The sequence below is a fragment of the Kribbella sp. NPDC049174 genome (assembly GCF_043197365.1).
Taxonomy (GTDB): domain Bacteria; phylum Actinomycetota; class Actinomycetes; order Propionibacteriales; family Kribbellaceae; genus Kribbella.
The window spans coordinates 318,962-337,879 of record NZ_JBICSZ010000003.1; the positions used below are offsets into that span (position 1 = coordinate 318,962).

Annotated in this window: 19 protein-coding genes; 11 read left to right on the top strand and 8 right to left on the bottom strand. The window is 69.2% G+C overall.

The genetic code is table 11. From position 1 onward, the window contains the following. Window positions 1-3 precede the first annotated feature (3 nt). Entirely contained in the window at window positions 4-849 is an 846-nt protein-coding gene (locus ACGFIF_RS18855; RefSeq protein WP_393155911.1) for an alpha/beta fold hydrolase, read from the bottom strand. An 82-nt stretch (window positions 850-931) separates the two neighbouring features. Between ACGFIF_RS18855 and ACGFIF_RS18860 the strand changes: the two genes are divergently transcribed. From ACGFIF_RS18860 to ACGFIF_RS18890, 7 genes are all read left to right on the top strand, one after another. After that, entirely contained in the window at window positions 932-2,395 is a 1,464-nt protein-coding gene (locus ACGFIF_RS18860) for a purine-cytosine permease family protein (RefSeq protein ID WP_393155913.1), read from the top strand. Next, on the top strand, window positions 2,395-2,934 hold the full coding sequence (locus ACGFIF_RS18865; RefSeq protein WP_393155915.1) for a cysteine hydrolase family protein: 540 nt from the start codon (window positions 2,395-2,397) through the stop codon (window positions 2,932-2,934). Before ACGFIF_RS18860 ends, ACGFIF_RS18865 begins: the two co-directional genes overlap by 1 nt. A gap of 7 nt (window positions 2,935-2,941) precedes the next feature. Further along, window positions 2,942-3,649, top strand: coding sequence for a GntR family transcriptional regulator (locus tag ACGFIF_RS18870; protein WP_393155917.1), 708 nt, complete (start codon window positions 2,942-2,944; stop codon window positions 3,647-3,649). Window positions 3,650-3,744: 95 nt separating this feature from the next. After that, entirely contained in the window at window positions 3,745-3,903 is a 159-nt protein-coding gene (locus tag ACGFIF_RS18875; RefSeq protein WP_393155919.1) for a hypothetical protein, read from the top strand. 239 nt (window positions 3,904-4,142) lie between these two features. Continuing rightward, window positions 4,143-4,271, top strand: a complete 129-nt coding sequence (locus ACGFIF_RS18880) for a hypothetical protein (RefSeq protein WP_393155920.1) — start codon at window positions 4,143-4,145, stop codon at window positions 4,269-4,271. 13 nt (window positions 4,272-4,284) lie between these two features. Further along, window positions 4,285-4,446, top strand: a complete 162-nt coding sequence (locus ACGFIF_RS18885) for a hypothetical protein (protein ID WP_393155922.1) — start codon at window positions 4,285-4,287, stop codon at window positions 4,444-4,446. Between the two features lie 113 nt (window positions 4,447-4,559). Further along, entirely contained in the window at window positions 4,560-7,475 is a 2,916-nt protein-coding gene (locus ACGFIF_RS18890; protein ID WP_393155924.1) for an AAA family ATPase, read from the top strand. Window positions 7,476-7,637: 162 nt separating this feature from the next. On the opposite strand, the gene ACGFIF_RS18895 is transcribed toward ACGFIF_RS18890, so the two are convergent. The 3 genes from ACGFIF_RS18895 to ACGFIF_RS18905 form a co-directional block, all read right to left on the bottom strand. Continuing rightward, on the bottom strand, window positions 7,638-7,862 hold the full coding sequence (locus ACGFIF_RS18895) for a hypothetical protein (RefSeq protein ID WP_393155925.1): 225 nt from the start codon (window positions 7,860-7,862) through the stop codon (window positions 7,638-7,640). A 181-nt stretch (window positions 7,863-8,043) separates the two neighbouring features. Next, the gene (locus ACGFIF_RS18900; RefSeq protein ID WP_393155927.1) at window positions 8,044-9,393 is read right to left on the bottom strand and encodes a serine hydrolase domain-containing protein; all 1,350 of its coding nucleotides are present in this window, start codon (window positions 9,391-9,393) and stop codon (window positions 8,044-8,046) included. Window positions 9,394-9,397: 4 nt separating this feature from the next. Further along, window positions 9,398-10,417 (bottom strand): dipeptidase, encoded by a 1,020-nt coding sequence (locus ACGFIF_RS18905; protein ID WP_393155928.1) that lies wholly within the window; start codon window positions 10,415-10,417, stop codon window positions 9,398-9,400. A 43-nt stretch (window positions 10,418-10,460) separates the two neighbouring features. On the opposite strand from ACGFIF_RS18905, the gene ACGFIF_RS18910 reads away from it, so the two are divergent. Continuing rightward, window positions 10,461-11,354, top strand: a complete 894-nt coding sequence (locus ACGFIF_RS18910) for an ornithine cyclodeaminase family protein (protein WP_393155930.1) — start codon at window positions 10,461-10,463, stop codon at window positions 11,352-11,354. Here the strand turns inward: ACGFIF_RS18910 and ACGFIF_RS18915 are convergent. Both ACGFIF_RS18915 and ACGFIF_RS18920 read right to left on the bottom strand, forming a co-directional pair. Continuing rightward, on the bottom strand, window positions 11,351-11,707 hold the full coding sequence (locus ACGFIF_RS18915) for an NADH-quinone oxidoreductase subunit A (RefSeq protein WP_393155932.1): 357 nt from the start codon (window positions 11,705-11,707) through the stop codon (window positions 11,351-11,353). The two genes, ACGFIF_RS18910 and ACGFIF_RS18915, sit on opposite strands and share 4 nt — an antisense overlap. A gap of 10 nt (window positions 11,708-11,717) precedes the next feature. After that, window positions 11,718-12,560, bottom strand: a complete 843-nt coding sequence (locus tag ACGFIF_RS18920; RefSeq protein WP_393155934.1) for a hypothetical protein — start codon at window positions 12,558-12,560, stop codon at window positions 11,718-11,720. A 272-nt stretch (window positions 12,561-12,832) separates the two neighbouring features. Here ACGFIF_RS18920 and ACGFIF_RS18925 point away from each other — a divergent pair, with 272 nt between their 5' ends. Further along, window positions 12,833-14,827 (top strand): 2-oxoacid:acceptor oxidoreductase subunit alpha, encoded by a 1,995-nt coding sequence (locus ACGFIF_RS18925; protein ID WP_393155935.1) that lies wholly within the window; start codon window positions 12,833-12,835, stop codon window positions 14,825-14,827. Next, the gene (locus ACGFIF_RS18930) at window positions 14,824-15,903 is read left to right on the top strand and encodes a 2-oxoacid:ferredoxin oxidoreductase subunit beta (protein WP_393155936.1); all 1,080 of its coding nucleotides are present in this window, start codon (window positions 14,824-14,826) and stop codon (window positions 15,901-15,903) included. The genes ACGFIF_RS18925 and ACGFIF_RS18930 overlap by 4 nt, the downstream gene beginning before the upstream one ends. An 11-nt stretch (window positions 15,904-15,914) precedes the next feature. Here ACGFIF_RS18930 and ACGFIF_RS18935 read toward each other — a convergent pair whose 3' ends face one another. Together ACGFIF_RS18935 and ACGFIF_RS18940 are read right to left on the bottom strand one after the other, a co-directional pair. Beyond that, window positions 15,915-16,676 (bottom strand): alpha/beta fold hydrolase, encoded by a 762-nt coding sequence (locus tag ACGFIF_RS18935; protein WP_393155938.1) that lies wholly within the window; start codon window positions 16,674-16,676, stop codon window positions 15,915-15,917. Beyond that, window positions 16,657-17,847 (bottom strand): serine hydrolase domain-containing protein, encoded by a 1,191-nt coding sequence (locus tag ACGFIF_RS18940; RefSeq protein ID WP_393155939.1) that lies wholly within the window; start codon window positions 17,845-17,847, stop codon window positions 16,657-16,659. The genes ACGFIF_RS18935 and ACGFIF_RS18940 overlap by 20 nt, the downstream gene beginning before the upstream one ends. 84 nt (window positions 17,848-17,931) lie before the next feature. On the opposite strand from ACGFIF_RS18940, the gene ACGFIF_RS18945 reads away from it, so the two are divergent. Beyond that, window positions 17,932-18,891 carry a GlxA family transcriptional regulator gene (locus ACGFIF_RS18945; RefSeq protein ID WP_393155941.1) on the top strand — a complete coding sequence of 320 codons (960 nt, stop codon included), beginning with the start codon at window positions 17,932-17,934 and terminating at the stop codon, window positions 18,889-18,891. The last annotated feature ends 27 nt before the right edge of the window (window positions 18,892-18,918 follow it).

The window sequence follows — 18,918 nt, forward strand, 5'->3', positions numbered from 1 at the left end:
GCCTCAGCCTAGTCCGACAATCTCCTCGGCGAGGACCTCTGGGTATTCCAGCGGCGCGTAGTGTCCGACGCCGTCGACGAACCGGAGCCGTTCGTCGCTGAAGAAGTCGTCGAGCCGGTCCGACCACGCCCGGGGGAACAGCGGATCGAACTCGGGCCACAACACCACCGTCGGTACGCCGATCCGGTCGTACGACGCCGGCGCCATCTCCGCGGCCGACGTGGCGACCGACCCCGCACCGGCCCGGTACCAGTTGATCGATGCCGTGAACGCACCCGGCGCCGAGTAGACCTCAACCAGGTGATCCAGCTCCGGCTCGAACCCGGGCCCGGACCAGTGGGTCCAGAAGTGCCGCAGGTACGCGCGGACCGCGTCCGGATTCCCGTCGATCAGCTCCTCGATCACCGGCAGCCTGTGAAAGGCCTGGTACCAGAATTCCGCCTGCGCGTGCTCGGAGAACACCCGCTTCCCGATCCCCGGCAGCGGCGGCGCGATCACCATGCCGCGGACCAGGTCGGGCCGGCTCCGGGCGATCCCCTGCGCGATCCGGCTGCCGATGTCGTACCCGGCGAGCACCGGACGCTCGAGTCCGAGTTCCTCGATCAATCCGACCACGCTCCGCCCCTGGCCCGCGACGCCGTACTGCGAAGCCTCCACCGGCGGCTTGTCCGACTCCCCGAACCCGCGCAGATCGGGCACCACCACCTCGAACCCGCGCTCGACCAGCATCGGCGCCAACCGGCGATAGTCCGTCCGATCGCCCGGCCAGCCATGCAGCAACACCACGGCCGGTCCGTCCCCGTCCCGGTCGTACGCCAGCGTGAACCCGTCCACCGCGCTACTCAGCATGCAGCTCATTGTTGACCACCCACGAGCCCCGGCCTACCGTGATTGGACAGGACTGGACAGGTTCATTCGGGTAGGAGACGGCATGGCCGATCAGCTTGAGGTGCGGGGACCGGAGTCGCGGGCGCTCGCGGTGGAGAGCAACGGGCTGAACGTGATCGCGGACGAGGAACGGAAGGGCCGGCCCAGTCAGCTGTTCTGGCCGTGGTTCGGAGCGAACGTCTCGGTCCTCGGCCTGAGCTACGGCGCGTTCGCGCTCGGGTTCGGCATCTCGTTCTGGCAGGCGCTGATCGCCGGCCTGATCGGCATCGTGTTCTCGTTCCTGCTCTGCGGGCTGATCTCACTGGCCGGCAAACGCGGTTCGGCGCCGACGATGGTGCTCAGCCGGGCCGCGTTCGGTGTCCGGGGCAACAAACTGCCGTCGCTGGTGTCCTGGTTGCTGACGGTCGGCTGGGAGACCGTGCTGACCATCCTGGCGACGCTGGCGACCGCGACCGTGTTCGAGCGGCTCGGCTGGGGCGGCGGTTCGCTGACCAAGGTGATCGCGCTGGTCGTGGTCGGCGTACTGATCGTGGCCTGCGGTGTCCTCGGGTTCGACCTGATCATGCGGGCGCAGACCGTCATCACGGTCGTCACCGGCGTCCTCACGGTCGTCTACATCATCCTGGTCGCGGACCAGATCAACTGGACCACGGTGTCGGGCCTGCCGAGCGGATCGAGCCAGCAGATGATCGGCGCGCTGGTGTTCCTGATGACCGGCTTCGGCCTCGGCTGGGTGAACCTGGCCGCGGACTACTCGCGCTACCTCCCGCGTCAGTCGTCCGGCGCCGGCGTGGTCGGCTGGACCACCTTCGGGGCGTCGGTCGCACCGGTGATCCTGTTCGGCTTCGGACTCCTGCTGGCCGGCTCATCGACCGATCTGAGCAGCGCGATCGCCGCCGATCCGATCGGTGCCCTCGCGGAGGCGTTGCCGACCTGGTTCCTGGTCCCGTTCGTGATCGTCGCCGTCCTCGGCCTGGTCGGCGGCGCCGTCCTCGACATCTACTCGTCCGGCCTGGCCCTGTTGTCGATCGGCCTGCCCGCACCCCGGTACGTCGCCGCGTTCATCGACGGACTGGTGATGATCGCCGGAACGATCTACGTGGTCTTCTACGGCGACGAGTTCCTCGGCGAGTTCCAGGGCTTCCTGATCACGCTCGGCGTCCCGGTGGCGGCCTGGTGCGGCATCATGCTCGCCGACATCCTGACCCGCCGGCGCGACTACGCCGACGCCGACCTCTACGACCCACGCGGCCGGTACGGCGACGTGCGGTGGCTGCCGGTGGTCACCATGATCGTTGCCACCGGCATCGGATGGGGCCTGGTCACGAACACGCTGGCGTCCTGGCTGACCTGGCAGGGGTACCTGCTCGAGCCGTTCGGTCTCGGCGGCAAGGAAGGCGACTGGGCCTACGCGAACCTGGGTGTCCTGTTCGCCCTGGTGGCCGGCTTCGTGGTCCAACTGGCCAGCGGCACGTCCGCCGTACGCAAGCAGGAAACGGTGGCGTGATGGGCCCGGTTCTCGCGCTGATCGACCTGCAGCGGATCTTCGCCGCCCCGGAGTCGCCCTGGGCCGCGCCGGAGTTCCAGCGAGTGGTGAAACCGGCCCGGCAGCTGGTCGATCTGCTCGCCCCGAAGGTGATCTTCACCCGGTTCGTGGCCCCGGCGAAACCAACCGGTTCCTGGGCGACGTACTACGAGGTCTACCCGTTCGCACGGCAGTCGCCGGACTCCGACGACTACCAGTTGGTGGACGAGTTCAAGGGTGCTCCAACTCTGGACAAACCCACGTTCGGCAAGTGGGGTCCCGAGCTCGCCGAGGCGGTCGGGCCCGGCGGACATCTGGTCCTCGGCGGCGTGTCCACGGACTGCTGCGTGATCACCACCGCTTTGGCCGCGGTCGACGCGGGTGTCTACGTGCAGGTGGTCGAGGACGCGTGCGCCGGCGGGGACGCGGACAGCCACCGGAAGGCGATCGACATCATGCGGCTCTACTCGCCGATGCTGGAGATCGTCACCGTCGACCAGGTCCGCGCGCTGAACCAGTGAGCCGCCGATGCCCGAGATCGCACTGAAGCACGAACGGATCGCGGCCGTCCTGGCCCGGGAGATCCGCTCGGGCCTGGTACGGCGGGGTGCCCAACTGCCCGGTGAGGTCGAACTGGCCAAGCGCTTCTCGGTCAGCCGGAACACGGTCCGCTCGGCACTCGCCGTACTGACCGAGGACGGGCTGATCACCACCCGGACCGGCAAGGGGTCGTTCGTACTGTTCGACGGGCGACCGCTGGACGGCCGGCTCGGCTGGACGCACGCGCTGGCCGAACAGGGTGTCGAGACCCGGATGCGGACGGTGAAGATCGCCCTCGAACAGGACCTGGAGCTGGCCGATCGACTCGGGCTCTCGTCCCCGGACGTGATCGTGATCGAGCGGCTGCGGCAGCTCGTGAACGGCGCGGCGATCTCGATCGAACGCAGCCGGATCCCCGCCGTGACGTCCTTGCGCGATCTACCCGAACGAGGGCTCGAGAACGGCTCGATCACGGCCACCCTGCATCGCGCCGGGTTGCACCTCGACCACTGTGAGCAACGCCTCCGCGGCCGTCCGCTGGACGCCGCCGAGGCCGAGCTGCTCGGCCGCCCGGAGGGGACCTGGTTCCTGCACACCGAGCGGACCAGCTTCACCGCCGACAACACCTTCGCCGAGTACGCCGACAGCCTCCTGGACCCCGAACACTTCGAGCTGAGCCTCAGTTACGGCCACTAAGGCGCTGAGCCTTGCGGGCATAGGGAGTAGTGCCGATGTGGTGGCACTCCTCAGGCGAGCACTGTCTACCCATCGACCAGCTCGCGGAGGAAATCATGATCGTCTACTCGACCGGTGCCGTCCAGGCAGAGATCAAGTATCGCCAGGAACGGATCAAACGCGACTTCCAGCGCCCGTTCTGGTTCCAGCGCAAGCCCAGGCCGGTGGCCGCCCAGCCCTGCGCGCCCGAGCTTCGTGCTCGTCCGGCGATGTGAAAGCCAGATCACCGCCTGTTCCCACCTGTCCCCCCGGCGCGGCCGGGCTCTCCGGAGCCCGGCCGCGCTTCGTCGTTTCCGGGGTTTTCAAACGGTCCCTACGCCGTACCCGAGGTCCCTAGGACCGCCTAGGGAGCACCTAGGGCGGGTGGATAGGGAGGAGTTCCGATGTGCGGGTCTACCTCAGACGAGCAGATTGAGGTCATCGGCAGGGAGCCGAGAGCACCGAAGGAGCAGAGATGTTCACGAACGAATCAGTCAAGGCAGAGGTCGACTACCGCAGGGAGCGCATCAGCCGCGACTTCCGGCAGCACCGGGCCACCGGGACCCGCCGGCACCTCGTCCACCTGTTCGGCCGGAAAGCGTGAAGGGAGGCACACCATGTTCATGACACCTGAGTCGATGAAGGCGGAGACCGCCTACCGTCAGGAGCGGATCACCCGCGAGTTCCGGCGGACCACCCGCCGGGAGCGCACCGAGCAGGCCCAGCGGCCGGAGCCGCGGCGCGCTCGCCGGGCCCTCCGACCCACTACCGCGGCATGACCGCCGAGACCGCCGTCTCTGACCCGATAGCACCGGTCAGGGACGGCGTTTTCGTTGCCACCGGCGACCACCGGAAGGGCTGCCGTCGATTTGTGTCGGCTCCAGGGGCGAAGATGGACGACGTGCCCTGGACTACGACACCTCTCGTCGGCCGCTCTGCCGAGATGGCCGCCCTGCTCAGCGCCGTCGACGACGCCAGGACGCGTCGCGCCGGCGCCGTCCTGATGTCGGGTGACGCCGGCGTCGGCAAGACCCGGCTGCTGGACGAGGTGGCCACCGGTGCGCACGAGCGCGGTTTCGGTGTCCTGGTCGGCCACTGCACCGACTTCGGCGACGCCGGCCTGCCGTACCTGCCGTTCACCGAGATCTTCGGCCGGCTGGCCGGCGACCGGCCCGACCTGGTCGAGAGCGTGCTGACCAACTTCCCGGCGATCGGCCGGCTGCTGCCCACCCACCGCCTGATCGGCGCCCAGCCGGCGCCGCAGGAGGGTCAGCTGGACCGGGCCGCGCTGTTCGACGCCGTCCTGGGCGCGTTCACCGCGCTGTCCACCAGCGAGCCGCTGCTGGTGATCATCGAGGACGCCCACTGGGCCGACGACTCGACCCGGGACCTGATCGGTTTCCTGATCACCCGGCTCACCGCGCAACGCCTGGCCCTGGTCGTCTCCTACCGCAGTGACGACCTGCACCGCCGGCACCCGCTGCGCCGCCCGATCGCGGAGTGGTCCCGCAATCCCCGGGTCCGCCGGGTGAACCTGCTCCCCCTGGACGCCGACGAGTCCCGTGCCCTCCTCAGTTCCCTGCTGACCGAGCCGCTGCCGGAGTCCGAGGTACGACGCATCCTCGAGCGGGCCGGCGGGAACGCGTTCTTCACCGAGGAACTGGTCGCCGCGGCCTCGATGGGTGACGGCGACGCCGTACCGCCGGATCTGGCCGATCTGCTCCTGGTCCGGCTCGACCCGCTGTCCGACGACGCACGCCAGGTCGCCCGGGTGATCGCGGTGGCCGGGCGCCGGGTGCCCCACAATCTGCTGAGCGCCGTGGCCGGACTGCCTGAGCGTGAGCTCGACGTGGCTCTGCGTGAGCTCATCGACGCGCACATCATCGACGTACCGACCAGCGATCGCTACTACTTCCGGCACGCCCTGCTGGCCGAGGCCGTGTACGACGACTTGCTGCCGGGCGAGCGGGTTCGGCAGCACGCGGCGTACGTGCAGGGGCTGAAGGACCAGACCGTCGCGGGGACTGCGGCTGAGCTGGCCGGGCACGCCACCCGGTCGCACAACCTGGCCGAAGCCTTCGAAGCGCGCGTCCGGGCCGGTGAGGAGGCCATCTCGGTCGCCGCGCCGCAGGAGGGGCTGAAGCACTACGAACTCGCCCTGGAGCTGTTCCCGAACCGGGCGCCCGAGAGCACCATCGACAAGACCTGGCTGATTGTGCAGACCGCGACCGCCGCGACGCTGTCCTCGCAGCACCTGCGGGCGCTGAAGATCCTCCGCAAGGCGCTCGCCGAGCTGCCCGCGGACGCGCCGAAGCTGCAGCGGGCCCAACTGCTGCTGCCACTGGCCGACATCGCGCTGATCATCGATCAGGACCAAGAAGCGAACGAGGCGATCTCGCAGGCGCTCAAGCTGGTCAACGACGAGCCGGCCAGCGTGTTCAAGGCGCACGTCGCGTCGCTCTACGCCCGGGTCTCCGACGCGCTGGGCCGGCCGATGGAGGCCGAGCGCTGGGCGTTGCGGGCGCTGGAGATCGCCCGCGAGGCCGGGCAGGAGTCCGCGATGGGCGACGCCGGGATCACTCTGGCCGTGCTCCGTCGCCGGGCCGGTGACCCGATCGGCGCGGTGCGGCAACTCGAGGAGGCCGCCGTACGGGCGCAGTTGGCGGGAGATGCGGCAGCGGAGATCCGGAGCCGGTTCCTGCTCGGCTCGACGCACTACGAGCAGGGCGACCTGCAGAACGCGAAGGCGGCACTCGCCCTCGCGATGAAGCGCGCCGCCGAGCTCGGCCGGCAGTGGGCCGCGTACGGGTTCGACGCGCGGCGGATGCTCGGGCTGACTCAGTTCGTCCTGGGCGAGTGGGACGACGCGGCCGCAACCGCCCGGACGGATTCGATGACACCGAACGCCTCCGCTGCGGCGCTGCGGGCGGTGGAGTTCGCCGTCCGGGGTGGGCGTGGTGACACCTCGGTCGCGGAGGAGCTGGAGCGGCTGCGTAAGTGGTGGGACCTGGACGTGATGCTGCCGATCATCGGTCTGCAGCCGGCCGTGGACGCCTATCGGCAGCTGGACCAGTGCGCGGAGGCGGAGAAGCTGATCGCCGACGTGTCCGCGTTGTTGGCAGACGTGTTCCAGTCCGAGTGGTTCATGGCCCGGATCCGGTTCTCGACGCTCGGGCTGCAGGTGTTGTGCCACCGGGCCGTGGGCGAGCCGTCGGCCGCCGAGGAGCTGGTGGCCAAGGGGGCGGAGCTGGTGGCGGCCGGGCATGCGACGGCTGAGAAGGGTCTGCCGCCCGGGCGGCTGATGGGTGTCGAGGGTTTGGCGTGGCTGGCGCGGCTGGAGGCGGAGTGGGAGCGGCTGCGGTGGCTGGCCGGGATCGACCCGCCGACGCCGGAGGACCACGTGTCGGTGTGGGAGCGCACGGTGGACGCGTTCGGGTACGGCTACACCTTCGAGCAGGCGTGGTCGCGGGTGCGGTTGTCGGCCGCGCTGCGGGCTGCCGGCCGGGTCGCGGAGGCGAACGAGCAGGCGGCACTGGCCGCCGAGGTGGGGCGTGAGCTGGCGTCGAAGCCGCTGCTGGACGAGAGCGGCGGCGTGGAGGCCGGCGGTGGGGCGAGCAGCCTGACGTCCCGGGAGACCGAGGTGCTCGCGTTGCTGGCTGAGGGGCGCACCAATCGGCAGCTGGCTCGGGAGCTGTACATCAGCGAGAAGACGGTCAGCGTGCACGTCTCGAACATCCTGGCCAAGCTCGGCGTCCGGTCCCGGACCGAGGCGGCCGCGGTCGCCCGCCGCGACGGCCTCCTCGACTGAACGACCGGCTGCCCTGATCGGTCGGGTGGACCGATCAGGGCGGCTGGATGCGGCCCACCACCCGGGTCGCTCACGTTCGGCGCTGTGCGTGTCCGCCGAACGTGAGCGATCGGTGTGGGCGGACCCGGGTGTGGGGCCCGGGCGTCTTGGGTCTGTCGCCGGTCAGCCGTGACTGCGGCGAGGAGCGGCTTCTGCTGCGGCGTGACGGGCTCGGGCGCGGGCTTCGGCCAGTTCGTCACCGGAAAGGCCTGCGCGGCTACTCTCCGTCGGACGGTCCAACCGGGTGATGTCACTGAACACGTCCTGCGCGTGCCGCATCCTGGTCACAGCCAGTATCACGATCCCGGCCGCGACCAGCGTGATCACCACCCAGAGTTGCCACGTCATAGCCTCACCGCCCTGTACTCACCCCGTTCCCCCGCGTAATCACCATAGCTGCGTTCTCAGCGATTGGCGACGGGCTGTACGCATTCCGTTATACCGGCGGGAAACTTCGTGACGTTCGTTGCCAAATGCAATCACAAAGGGTGATCAGGCAACGATCTGGCCGCCTGGGCGAAAACTACGCTCAGTCACCGCGCGGGGTGAGTCGGCTGACCCGGAAGATGTACGCCGCCCGGCCGTCCACCGGCTCACGGAACGCGATCACCTCGTGCACCCCGTGCTCCGGCTCGGCCGCGATCAGCCGGGACGCATCCAACGGCACGAACCGCGTCCGCAGTGGCTCCGGCAGCAGCACCTTCGCCGCGTCGCTCGCGGCCTTGTCCACCACCCAGAACTCCCCGTCCTCGACGCTGATCGTGACGGTCACCAGCACCCCGTCGTACCGGCCGGTGACGAGCTCCGGCGAGATCTCGGCCGGCTCCGACGGCGGCACCGGCCGCTTCGGCAGCTCGACTCCGGCGGTCTCGCGCAGGACGTGGCCGACCAGTTCGTCGTACAGGGCCGGGGCGTCGCCACCGTTGGTCAGCAGCGCGACCGCGACGCCCTTGGCCGGGACCAGCCGGAAGAACGCGGACTGCCCGATCGTCCCGCCGTCGTGACCGTAGAGCGGGCCGCCTTCAGCACCGAAGATCATCCAGCCGAGCCCCCACTGCTCGGCCAGCCCACCAGTCGGGGGTACGTCGACCTGCGGCTCCCACAAGCTGTCGATGGCCGACCGGTCGAGCAGCGTCGCGTCCAGATAGGCCCGGCCGAAGGCGATCAGGTCCCGGGCGCTCATCGCCAGCAACGCCCCGGCCGGCGCCATCCCGTGCACGAGGCTCCACTGCGGCGCGGCCTGCAGCGGCGCACCCGGCGTCGGCGAGACATGCCCGAGCGCGGTGCGGTAGAGCAGAGCCTCATCCGGGATCGTCGCCACGTGCTTCTGCTCCAGCGGTACGACGATGTGCTCGCGCACGAGCTCGTGATACGGCTTCCCCCGCAGTACCTCGGCGATCCGGCCGAGGATGACGAACCCGGCGTTGTTGTAGGAGAACCCGGCACCCAGCGGGACCTCCTGCGCGAGCCCGGGTACCACGTCGCGCACGTACAGCTCGACCCCGTCGTCACCGCGGGAGGTCGGCGTGAAGGCGTCACCGGAGAAACCGCCGGTGTGGATCAGCAGGTGCCGCGGCGTGACGGCGGCGGCCGCGACCTCGTCGGCCAGCTTGAACTCCGGCAGGTAGTCGCGCACCGGCCGGTCGAGATCGACCTTGTCCTCGGCGACCAGCTGCATGATCAGCGTCGTCGTCCACAGCTTGGTGATCGAGCCGATCTGGAAGATCGAGTCGGTGGTCGCCTCGACGCCGGTGTTCAGGTTGAGGACACCGGCCGCTGCCTCGCTCACCTCACCGTCGGCGAACACCGCGATCGATGCGGCCGGTACGTCGTGCTTCGCGATCAGGCGGGCCAGGTTTTCGTCGAGCCAGGTTTGCACGGTGTCACTCCTTCGACAGGACACGGATCAGGTTCGTGCCGAGGACCTTGCGAATGGTTGCCTCAGGCAACCCTCGGCGGAGCAGGGCGTCGGTGACCAGCGGCATCCCGGCCGGTCCTTCCAGGCCGGGGACGAACACTTCGGCCTCCAGGCCCTGGATGATCAGTGGCCGGTCGCAAGCCGGGATCTTCTCGGCGAACACCTCGGCGACGAAGTCGCTGCCCAGCCCGACGTGATCCGCGCCGGCGACGTCGACGACGTACTCGATGTGATCGGCCAAATGCTCGACGGTGGGCTTCTCGGCGTCGGTGAGGAAGCCGGCGAAGAAGTTCACGCAGACGACACCGCCGGTCGCGGCGATCCCGCGCAGCTGGTCGTCGGTCAGGTTGCGGTGGTGCTCGCGCAAGGCGCACGCGCTGGAGTGGGATGCGACGACCGGCTTGGTCGCCAGCTCGAGGATGTGCTCGACGCCGCCGCGGCCGACGTGCGAGACGTCGATCAGTACGCCGAGCTCCTCCAGCAGACCGACCGCCTCGACGCCGGCGTGGGTGAGTCGGCTGCCGGTTGCGTCCTCACCGGATCCGTCGCCGAGCGCGCTGCGGCCGAAGTGTGTGAACGACACCATCCGGACGCCGAGCCGGTGCAGGGTCTGCAGGAGCTCGAGGTCGTTGTCGATCTGCGGACAGCCTTCGAGCGCCAGCACCAGCGCGATCCGGCCGTCGCGGTCGGCGAGGTCGGCGAGGTCGGCGGCCGTCGTACAGAGAAGCACCTCGTCGGAGTTGGCTTCGGCGATCCGGTGTGCTGCCTCGATCATCCGCAGCGTCTCGCGCAGCGATCCCTCCGGCCGGAACTCGTCGTCGATGAACACCGGCAGCACCTGGACGTCGATCCCGCCCTCGCGCAGCTGCGGTATCCACCGCTCCCGGAAGTACTCCGACCAGTTCTCCTTCGGCCGCCGCGCCACCAGCATCAGCAGGTCGTTGTGCGCGTCGGCCACCACCGCATCCCGGTGCAGGTCGGTCATCGATCCCCCTTCGGTCGGCGGCACCCAGAGTAGCCTTGCGGCGGTGAGAGTTCTTTCGGCTGAGGATGTCCGTCGGACGGTCCCGATGAGTGCTGCGATCGATGCGGTCCGGGATGCGTTCCGGGAGCTGGCGGCGGGGAACTTCGTGTTGCCCGCGCGGCAGATCTTCGGCGACGGGACGGTGCTGGTGATGTCGGCGTACCACTCGCCGTCGGGGACCGCGGTGGTGAAGAAGGTCGGGATCGCGCTCGACCAGGTGCCGGCGATCCGGGCCACGGTGATCTGGACCGGAGGCGGTGAGCAGCTCGTCGCCGACGGCAGCTCGATCACCACCTTGCGGACCGGTGCGGTCGTCGGTGTCGCCACCGATCTGCTCGCACCGGCGGACGCCTCCCGGCTCACGCTGATCGGAACGGGCGCTCAGGCTCCCGACCAGGTCCGCGCGGTTCTCGCCGTACGACGGATTGCCGCGGTGACCGTCACCGGCCGCTCGGCCGACCGGGCCGAGGCGCTCACCAGGAGCTTGGCCGCCGAGTTCCCCGACGTGAAGTTCACGCCCAGCACGTCCGTCGACGACGCGGTCGCCGATGCCGACATCGTCTGCTGCGCCACCTCGTCATCCACCCCACTCTTCGACGCCGACGCACTGCCGGAACGCGTCCACGTCAACGCCATCGGTGCCTTCCGCCCGACCATGCGTGAACTCCCCCGCGACCTCCTCGCCACCGCGTCCATCGTCATGGTCGACCAGCAGGAGGCCGCCCTCGAGGAGTCCGGCGAGATCATCGACGCCGTCCAGTCAGGTGCCGTCGAAAACCTGCTGGAGCTGGGACCCGCCCTCTCACAACCGTTGAATCCCACCGGCCGCACAGTCTTCAAGTCCGTCGGCATCGGCGCCCAGGACTGGGCTATCGCCGCCGCCCTGGCGCGGGCCTAGGTCCAGCGGAGGACGCCCTTGCGGTAGGCGTAGAGCAAGCCGACCGCGACGAAGGCGAGGAAGATGAACATCTCGATCAGGGTGGCGAACCCCAGAGCGGCGAAGACGGTGGCCCAGGGAAAGAGGTAGATCGCGTCCACGGCGAAGATCACGTAGAGGTACGCGAACAGGTAGTACCGGATGTGGACCTGGGCCCAGCCCTCGCCGACCGGGTCGACACCGGACTCGTAGGTCTTGAGCTTGCCCTCGGTCGGGTAGGTGACGGTGAGCGCCTTGTTCAGCGCGAACGCGCCGAGCAGTCCGGCCAGGCCGAGGACGACGACCGCCGCGATGACTCCATAGCTCTCCGACACGGACAGCAGCTTAGTTCGTGCAGAGCATGATCGAGTCGACTGCGACGTACGGGCCGTAGCCCGAGGCGACGTCGGCGACCTGGAGGCGCAGCCGGGTGACGCCGAGGATCTTGTAGTTGAGCCAGGTCTCGGTCTCCTGCTTCTGCAGCACCGACGTCATCGCCTTCGTCCCGTTGTGCAGCGATGTCCGCACGGTCCCGTCGGTCAGGTTGCCCAGCCAGTTCCGCACGTAGCTGCAGCCGGTCGAGTCGACCTCGCCCCAGACGTACCCACCCTTGTCCGCGAGCAGATCGGCCTCCGCCCGCCGCGGCCCCTCCCTCGGCGGGACGACGTTGAACTGCGGCATCGCCTTCCCACCCGTCGCCAGCAGACCCTTCTTGAAGATCCCGCGCCAGACGTAGTGCTTGAAGCTGATCATCGGCGAGATGGCAGCTGCGTACGGCGCCTGTGGCCCGACCGCGATTCGGTAGGTCCGGACCGATCCGGGCTGCACGGTCTTGATGGTGACGCTGGTGCCGGACGAGTACCCGTGGGCGACCTCCTGCCACCGGCGTGCGGACGGTATCCACTGGTGCAGCGGGATCCGGGTGCCCGCCCTCGGCGCCGGCGACAGCGTGCCGATCACCGTGATGACGCCCTTGGTCGCGTCCGTGGTCCGGATGCTGTAGATCTTCGCCGTCCGTGCCGACGCCGTTGCCTTGGCCGTGACCGCGGCCGGCGCTGCGGCCGCCGTACTGCCGAGACTCAGCGCACTGTCCGCCGGCGCCACCGGGGCGGCACATCCGGCCAGCGCGAACGCCAGCAGTCCGGCAACGACGCGTCCGGCAACGACACACGCAGGGCGACGGCCCATGGGAACTCCCAGCAGGTGGATCACAACTTGATGACGACACCCTGCCGTTTCTCATTCCGGATCGCAAGCGAGCGGCTGCGGAGTGTGACACTGGAGGATTTCGTTCTACCTGACGGAGTCCGGCCCCTAACACCGTGTCCCAGGCTGTGGACCACCGGGGCTTCCGCATGGTTCTGTTCTAAGGGCGAACTAATATTGGGGTTATCGCCCTGACTGGGGGGATCGACCTGTCGTCCACGAAACGGCCGGCCGGCCCAAGCTTCGACTTGGAGATGAACAGAACAGTGACCATCGAGGTCAAGCAGCTCGACCGCGTGGTGATCCGCTTCGCCGGCGACTCCGGCGACGGGATGCAGCTCACGGGGGACAGGTTCACAGCGGAAACGGCTTCGTTCGGCAATGACCTGTCGACGTTGCCCAACTTCCCAGCAGAGATCCGGGCACCAGCCGGAACGCTGCCGGGCGTGTCGTCGTTCCAGCTGCATTTCGCCGACCACGACATCCTCACACCGGGTGATGCGCCCGATGTGCTGATCGCGATGAACCCGGCCGCGCTCAAGGCGAACCTGCGCGACGTGCCGCGCGGCGCCACCCTGATCGTCGACACCGCCGACTTCACCCCCCGCAACCTGAAGCGGATCGGGTACGAAGAGAACCCGCTGGAGACCGGTGAGCTCGACGGCTACCACGTCGTACCGCTGAACCTGACCGGCATGACGGTGGAGTCGGTCAAGGAGTTCGGGCTGACCCGCAAGGACGCGTCCCGGGCGAAGAACATGTACGCCCTCGGCCTGGTGTCCTGGCTGTTCCAGCGACCGGTCGAGTCGACGATCACGTTCCTGGAGACCAAGTTCGCCTCCAAGCCCGACATCCGCGACGCCAACATCGCGGCGTTCCGGGCCGGCTACAACTTCGGCGAGACGGCCGAGGAGTTCTCGGTCCGCTACGAGGTGAAGCCGGCCAGCATGGCCACCGGCACCTACCGGAACATCTCCGGCAACCTCGCGCTGGCGTACGGCCTGGTGGCGGGCGCCCAGCGCGCCGGTCTGCCGCTGGTCCTCGGCGCCTACCCGATCACCCCGGCCTCCGACGTGCTGCACGAGTTGTCCAAGCTCAAGCGGTTCAACGTCACCACGGTCCAGGCCGAGGACGAGATCGCCGGTGTCGGTGCCGCGCTCGGCGCCTCCTTCGGCGGTGCGCTCGGCGTGACCACGTCGTCCGGTCCGGGGATCAGCCTGAAGTCCGAGACGATCGGTCTCGGCGTGATGCTCGAACTGCCGCTGGTGGTCTGCGACATCCAGCGCGCCGGCCCCTCGACCGGGATGCCGACCAAGACCGAGCAGGCCGACCTGCTGCAGGTGATGTTCGGCCGCAACGGCGAGGCCCCGCTGCCGGTGCTCGCGGCCCAGTCCCCGGCGGACTGCTTCGCGATCGCGATCGAGGCGACCCGGATCGCGGTCACCTACCGGACGCCGGTGATCGTGCTGTCCGACGGCTACCTGGCCAACGGCTCCGAGCCGTGGCAGATCCCGGTGATCGAGGACCTGCCGACGATCGACCCGGACTTCACCCTCGAGCCGAACGCCACCAACGACAAGGGTGAGCCGACGTACCTCCCCTACCTGCGCGACCCGGAGACCCTGGCCCGCGCCTGGGCGATCCCGGGTACGGCGGGACTGGACCACCGGATCGGCGGTCTGGAGAAGGAGGACAAGACCGGCAACATCTCCTACGACCCGGCCAACCACGACCTGATGATCCGGACCCGGCAGGCGAAGGTGGACGGCATCACCGTCCCGCCGCTGGAGGTGGACGACCCGGACGGTACCGCGAAGGTGCTCGTCCTCGGCTGGGGCAGCACCTACGGCCCGATCGGCGCGGGCTGCCGCCGGGTCCGCAAGGTCGGCGGCAAGGTCGCGCAGGCGCACCTGCGGCACCTGAACCCGTTCCCGTCGAACCTGGGCGAAGTACTGAAGTCCTACGACAAGGTGCTCGTGCCGGAGATGAACCTCGGCCAGCTGGCGATGCTGCTGCGGGCCAAGTACCTGGTCGACGTGGTCTCGTACGCGCAGGTCCGGGGTATGCCGCTCGGCGCCGCGGAGCTGGCCGAGGTGATCGGCAACCTGGTCGAGGAGACCGAGGGGATCGACGACGACGCCCGGCACCTGGGCGAGGCGGCGGCCAGCCTGACCCATGGCGAAGCTCTGCACACCGAGCCGAACGGCCGGCCCAACGGCCAGCTGCACCACCAGGAGGGAGCGCGATGAGCACGGTCGACCTCGGCCTGCCGGGTCTGCCCGGCGGCCTGCGCGGCGTACCGGCCGCGACCGAGCCACAGAACCGCAAGGAGTACGTGTCGGACCAGGAGGTCCGGTGGTGCCCCGGCTGCGGGGACTACGCCGTCCTGGCCGCTTTCCAGGGGTTCCTGCCGGAGCTCGGGATCAAGCGGGAGAACGTGGCGATGGTGTCCGGGATCGGCTGCTCGTCGCGGTTCCCGTACTACCTGTCGACGTACGGCATGCACTCGATCCACGGTCGCGCGCCGGCGATCGCGACCGGTCTGGCGGTGGCCCGGCCGGACCTGAGCGTCTGGGTCGTGACCGGTGACGGCGACGCGCTGTCGATCGGCGGCAACCACCTGATCCACACGCTCCGGCGGAACGTGAACCTGAAGATCCTGCTGTTCAACAACCGGATCTACGGCCTGACCAAGGGTCAGTACTCGCCGACCTCGGAGCCCGGCAAGGTGACCAAGTCGACGCCGATGGGCTCGGTGGACAACCCGTTCAACCCGGTCTCGCTGGCGCTCGGCGCGGAGGCGACGTTCGTGGCCCGGACGGTGGACTCCGACCGCAAGCACCTGACGTCGGTCCTGCGCCAGGCCGCGGAGCACCGGGGCACGGCGTTCGTGGAGATCTACCAGAACTGCCCGATCTTCAACGACAACGCGTTCGACGCGTTCAAGGACCCGGAGACCCGGGACGACGCGATCATCCCGCTGGTGCACGGCGAGCCGATCCGGTTCGGCACGGACGGCCACCTCGGCGTGGTCCGCGACGGCTTCGCCTCGCTGGCCGTCAAGGAGGTCGCCGACCTTCCGAACGGCGAGGCAGACCTGGTCGTCCACGACGCGCACACCGACGACCCGGCGTACGCGTTCGCCCTGTCCCGGCTGACCGACGCCGGCGTCCTGCACCGCGCCCCGATCGGCGTCTTCCGCTCGGTCGACCGCCCGGCGTACGACGACATGGTCCGCCAGCAGATCACCACCGCCCAGGAAGCCCAGGGCACCGGCGACCTCCAGGCCCTCGTCACCGGCGCCGACACCTGGACCGTCAACTGATACTGAGTCTTTCAGCTCAGGAAGGCTCGGACGGCTTTCTGAAAGCCGTCCGGGTCTTCGATCCACGGGTAGTGCCCGACACCGTCGAGCACTACCCGTTCTGCGTTCGGCAACGCGCGGAGCAGGCTGTCGGTGACCGCCGGCGGACGCAGGTCCTCAGCGCCATGAACCAGGAGCGTCGGTACGGCGATCTGCCGGCAGGAAGCGTGGCGATCCGGCAAGGCCCGGAGCTCGGCGCGGAGGTCGTCGGCGCAGGACTGGTTCGGCTCGAAGCGCGGAGTGTTGAGGCGGCGGGCGTGGTCCAGGGCTGTCGACCGATCGGCGAAACCCGTTGAGAAACGGGCGATCCAGGGGTCGTCGGAGGGTTCGCGGGCGAGGATCTCGGCGACGCGACGACGGTACGACGGTGGTGGTCCGTCGAGCCCGGTGCTCGAAACCAGGACCAGGCGACTGAGGTGGTCGAGGTGCGCACCGGCGTACTGGAGAGCCAACGCCGCACCCCAGGAGTGGCCCATGAGCACGACCTTCTCGTGCCCGGTGCTCTGGCGAACTGTCTCGAGGTCGGCGACGAAGCGGTCGAGGGTGTAGGGACCGCGGCGGTCCGAGCGGCCGCAGCCACGTTGGTCCCACCGGTGCAGCCTGAACCCAGGCAGCGCAAGGTCTTCGAAGACATCCCACCAGCCCGGGCCGCCGTGGACCAGGACGACAGGCGGGCCGTCGCCGGTGACCGCGGTCCAGAGCCGGCAGCCGTCGTCAGTCGACAAGCGCGCCATAGACAGCGGCTCGCAGCTCGCGGCGGATGGGGTAACTGGCGGACGGACGCAACTGGGTCAGGAAGATGACGATGAGCTCGTCGGCCGGCGAAACGAAGAACGCGGTCGAGGCGGCGCCGCCCCAGAAGTACTCACCGGGCGTACCGATCGTCTGGGCCACGACCGGATCCAGCAACACCCCGAACCCCAGTCCGAACCCCTGTCCCTCCCGGCGCGTCTCCCCGCCGAAGTCGGCCATCGACGCCAGGTCGCGACCCTCCGGCAGATGGTTGGTGGTCATGAACCGCAGCGTCCGCGGCCCGATCACCCGGACGCCGTCGAGCGACCCGCCACCGGCCAGCATCCGGGAGAACCGCAGATAGTCCCCGGCCGTCGACACCAGCCCGGCGACGCCGGACAGGAACGTCCGGGGCCGGGTGTACGCGCTGGTCCGCGGATCGTCGGTGAGCTCGAAGCCGCCCTCGGCGTACGCGTAGCTCGCGGCCAGCCGGCCGATATTTGCCTCAGGCACCGAAAACCCGGTGTCCGTCATCCCCAGCGGATCGAAGATCCGTTCCTGCAGATAGCGGTCCAGCGGCAGCCCGCTGATCACCTCGCACAACAGGCCGACCAGGTCGGTGGAGATGCCGTAGATCCAGCGGGTGCCCGGATCGGTCTGCAACGGCAGCTCCGCCAGCCGCGCGGGCAACTCCGACAACGGTTCCTCGGAGTCCATCCAGGTCAGCCCTGCCTCTCGGTAGAGCCGGCTGACCGGATGCTTGCCGTACGGCGCCGCCAGCCCGGACGTGTGCATCAACAGGTCCCGCACCGTCATCTCCCGGGTGGACTCCCCCGCGCCGTAGACCTTCGGGCGGCCGAGTGCGGGCAGGTACTTCACCACCGGGTCGTTCAGCTGGAACAAGCCCTCTTCGTAGAGCTGCATCAGCCCGAAGCTCACGATCGGCTTCGTCATCGAATAGATCCGGAAGATGGTGTCCGGCCGCATCGCGGTCCCGCGCTCGGCATCCATCGACCCGCACGCGTCGAACAACACCACTCGATCCCGCCGCGCCACCACGGTCACCGCACCCGGGTAGTGTCCGGCCGCGACATAGCGCCGGACCAGCTCCGACAGCCGGGTCATCCCGAGCGAGGACATCCCGACCTCCTCAGGCCCAGCGGTCGACCACATCCAGCCTCCCTGTAACGATCACTTCAGGATCGACAGTATCTGAAATGAATGTTACCAAGCAATGTCTGCGGTTAACTTGGCCGGATGGACGACCGTGTGGTCCTGGTAGTGGCTTACGACGGTGTCGAACTGCTGGACATCGCGTGTGTGACGTCGTGTCTGGACATTGCCAACCGGATCGGCGCGAGTCCGCCGTACCGGGCGGTGCTGCTGACGTTGGGCGGGCGGGCCGTCACGTGTGACTCAGGTCTGAAGTTGCAGGCCGACGAAGCGCTCGAGCGGTTCAAGGAGCCGTTCGACACGTTGCTGGTGTCGGGCGGGCTCGGGCACGAGAAGGCCGCCACGGATCGCCGATTGGTCGGTCACGTACGGCGCCTCGCCGCGCTGGCCCGTCGGGTCACGTCGGCGTGCACGGGTGCGACCGTACTCGCGGAGGCGGGCCTGCTGGCCGGGCGGCGTGTGACGACGCATTGGATGTACGCCGAGCAACTCGCGGCCAACTACCCGGAGGTGCAGGTCGACGCCGACCCGATCTACATCAGGGACGGGCACGTCGCGACATCCGGCGGCGTCACGAGTGCGCTGGACCTGACGCTGTCGTTCATCGAGGAGGATCACGGCGGGGCGCTGGCCCGCGGTGTCGCGATGGGGACGGTCGCGTACCTGCAACGGCCGGGTGGCCAGTCGCAGATGAGCATGTTCGTGGCGACCCGGCTGAGCGGCGATCTGCTGGTCCGCCGCGTTCGCGATCACATCCACAGCCACCTCAACACCGACCTGAGTACGCCGGCGCTGGCCCGCTTCGCCGGCGTCAGCGAGCGGCACCTGTCGCGGTTGTTCCTGACCCATGTGAAGCAGACGCCGGCGCAGTACGTCCGCGGCGTCCGGACCGAGGCGGCCGCGCACTTGGTGGTGTCGGCCGAGCTTCCGCTCGCCGCGGTCGCGCGGCAGTGCGGCTTCGGATCGACCGAGTCGCTGCGCCAGGCGTTCCTCGATCGGTACGGCGTACCTCCGTCGATGTACCGCCGGGAGCGGGCCGGCTGACCGCAGGAATCCGGCAAGCTTCCGCAC

Coding starts and splice junctions, on each gene's coding strand:
- ACGFIF_RS18860 (WP_393155913.1), top strand. CDS start 932: ATGGCCGATCAGCTTGAGGTGCGGGGACCGGAGTCGCGGGCGCTCGCG.
- ACGFIF_RS18940 (WP_393155939.1), bottom strand. CDS start 17,847: ATGTGGTCGACCGCTGGGCCTGAGGAGGTCGGGATGTCCTCGCTCGGG.
- ACGFIF_RS18890 (WP_393155924.1), top strand. CDS start 4,560: ATGGACGACGTGCCCTGGACTACGACACCTCTCGTCGGCCGCTCTGCC.
- ACGFIF_RS18875 (WP_393155919.1), top strand. CDS start 3,745: ATGATCGTCTACTCGACCGGTGCCGTCCAGGCAGAGATCAAGTATCGC.
- ACGFIF_RS18895 (WP_393155925.1), bottom strand. CDS start 7,862: ATGACGTGGCAACTCTGGGTGGTGATCACGCTGGTCGCGGCCGGGATC.
- ACGFIF_RS18870 (WP_393155917.1), top strand. CDS start 2,942: ATGCCCGAGATCGCACTGAAGCACGAACGGATCGCGGCCGTCCTGGCC.
- ACGFIF_RS18930 (WP_393155936.1), top strand. CDS start 14,824: ATGAGCACGGTCGACCTCGGCCTGCCGGGTCTGCCCGGCGGCCTGCGC.
- ACGFIF_RS18880 (WP_393155920.1), top strand. CDS start 4,143: ATGTTCACGAACGAATCAGTCAAGGCAGAGGTCGACTACCGCAGGGAG.
- ACGFIF_RS18945 (WP_393155941.1), top strand. CDS start 17,932: ATGGACGACCGTGTGGTCCTGGTAGTGGCTTACGACGGTGTCGAACTG.
- ACGFIF_RS18920 (WP_393155934.1), bottom strand. CDS start 12,560: ATGGGCCGTCGCCCTGCGTGTGTCGTTGCCGGACGCGTCGTTGCCGGA.
- ACGFIF_RS18905 (WP_393155928.1), bottom strand. CDS start 10,417: ATGACCGACCTGCACCGGGATGCGGTGGTGGCCGACGCGCACAACGAC.
- ACGFIF_RS18935 (WP_393155938.1), bottom strand. CDS start 16,676: ATGGCGCGCTTGTCGACTGACGACGGCTGCCGGCTCTGGACCGCGGTC.
- ACGFIF_RS18865 (WP_393155915.1), top strand. CDS start 2,395: ATGGGCCCGGTTCTCGCGCTGATCGACCTGCAGCGGATCTTCGCCGCC.
- ACGFIF_RS18885 (WP_393155922.1), top strand. CDS start 4,285: ATGTTCATGACACCTGAGTCGATGAAGGCGGAGACCGCCTACCGTCAG.
- ACGFIF_RS18925 (WP_393155935.1), top strand. CDS start 12,833: ATGAACAGAACAGTGACCATCGAGGTCAAGCAGCTCGACCGCGTGGTG.
- ACGFIF_RS18855 (WP_393155911.1), bottom strand. CDS start 849: ATGCTGAGTAGCGCGGTGGACGGGTTCACGCTGGCGTACGACCGGGAC.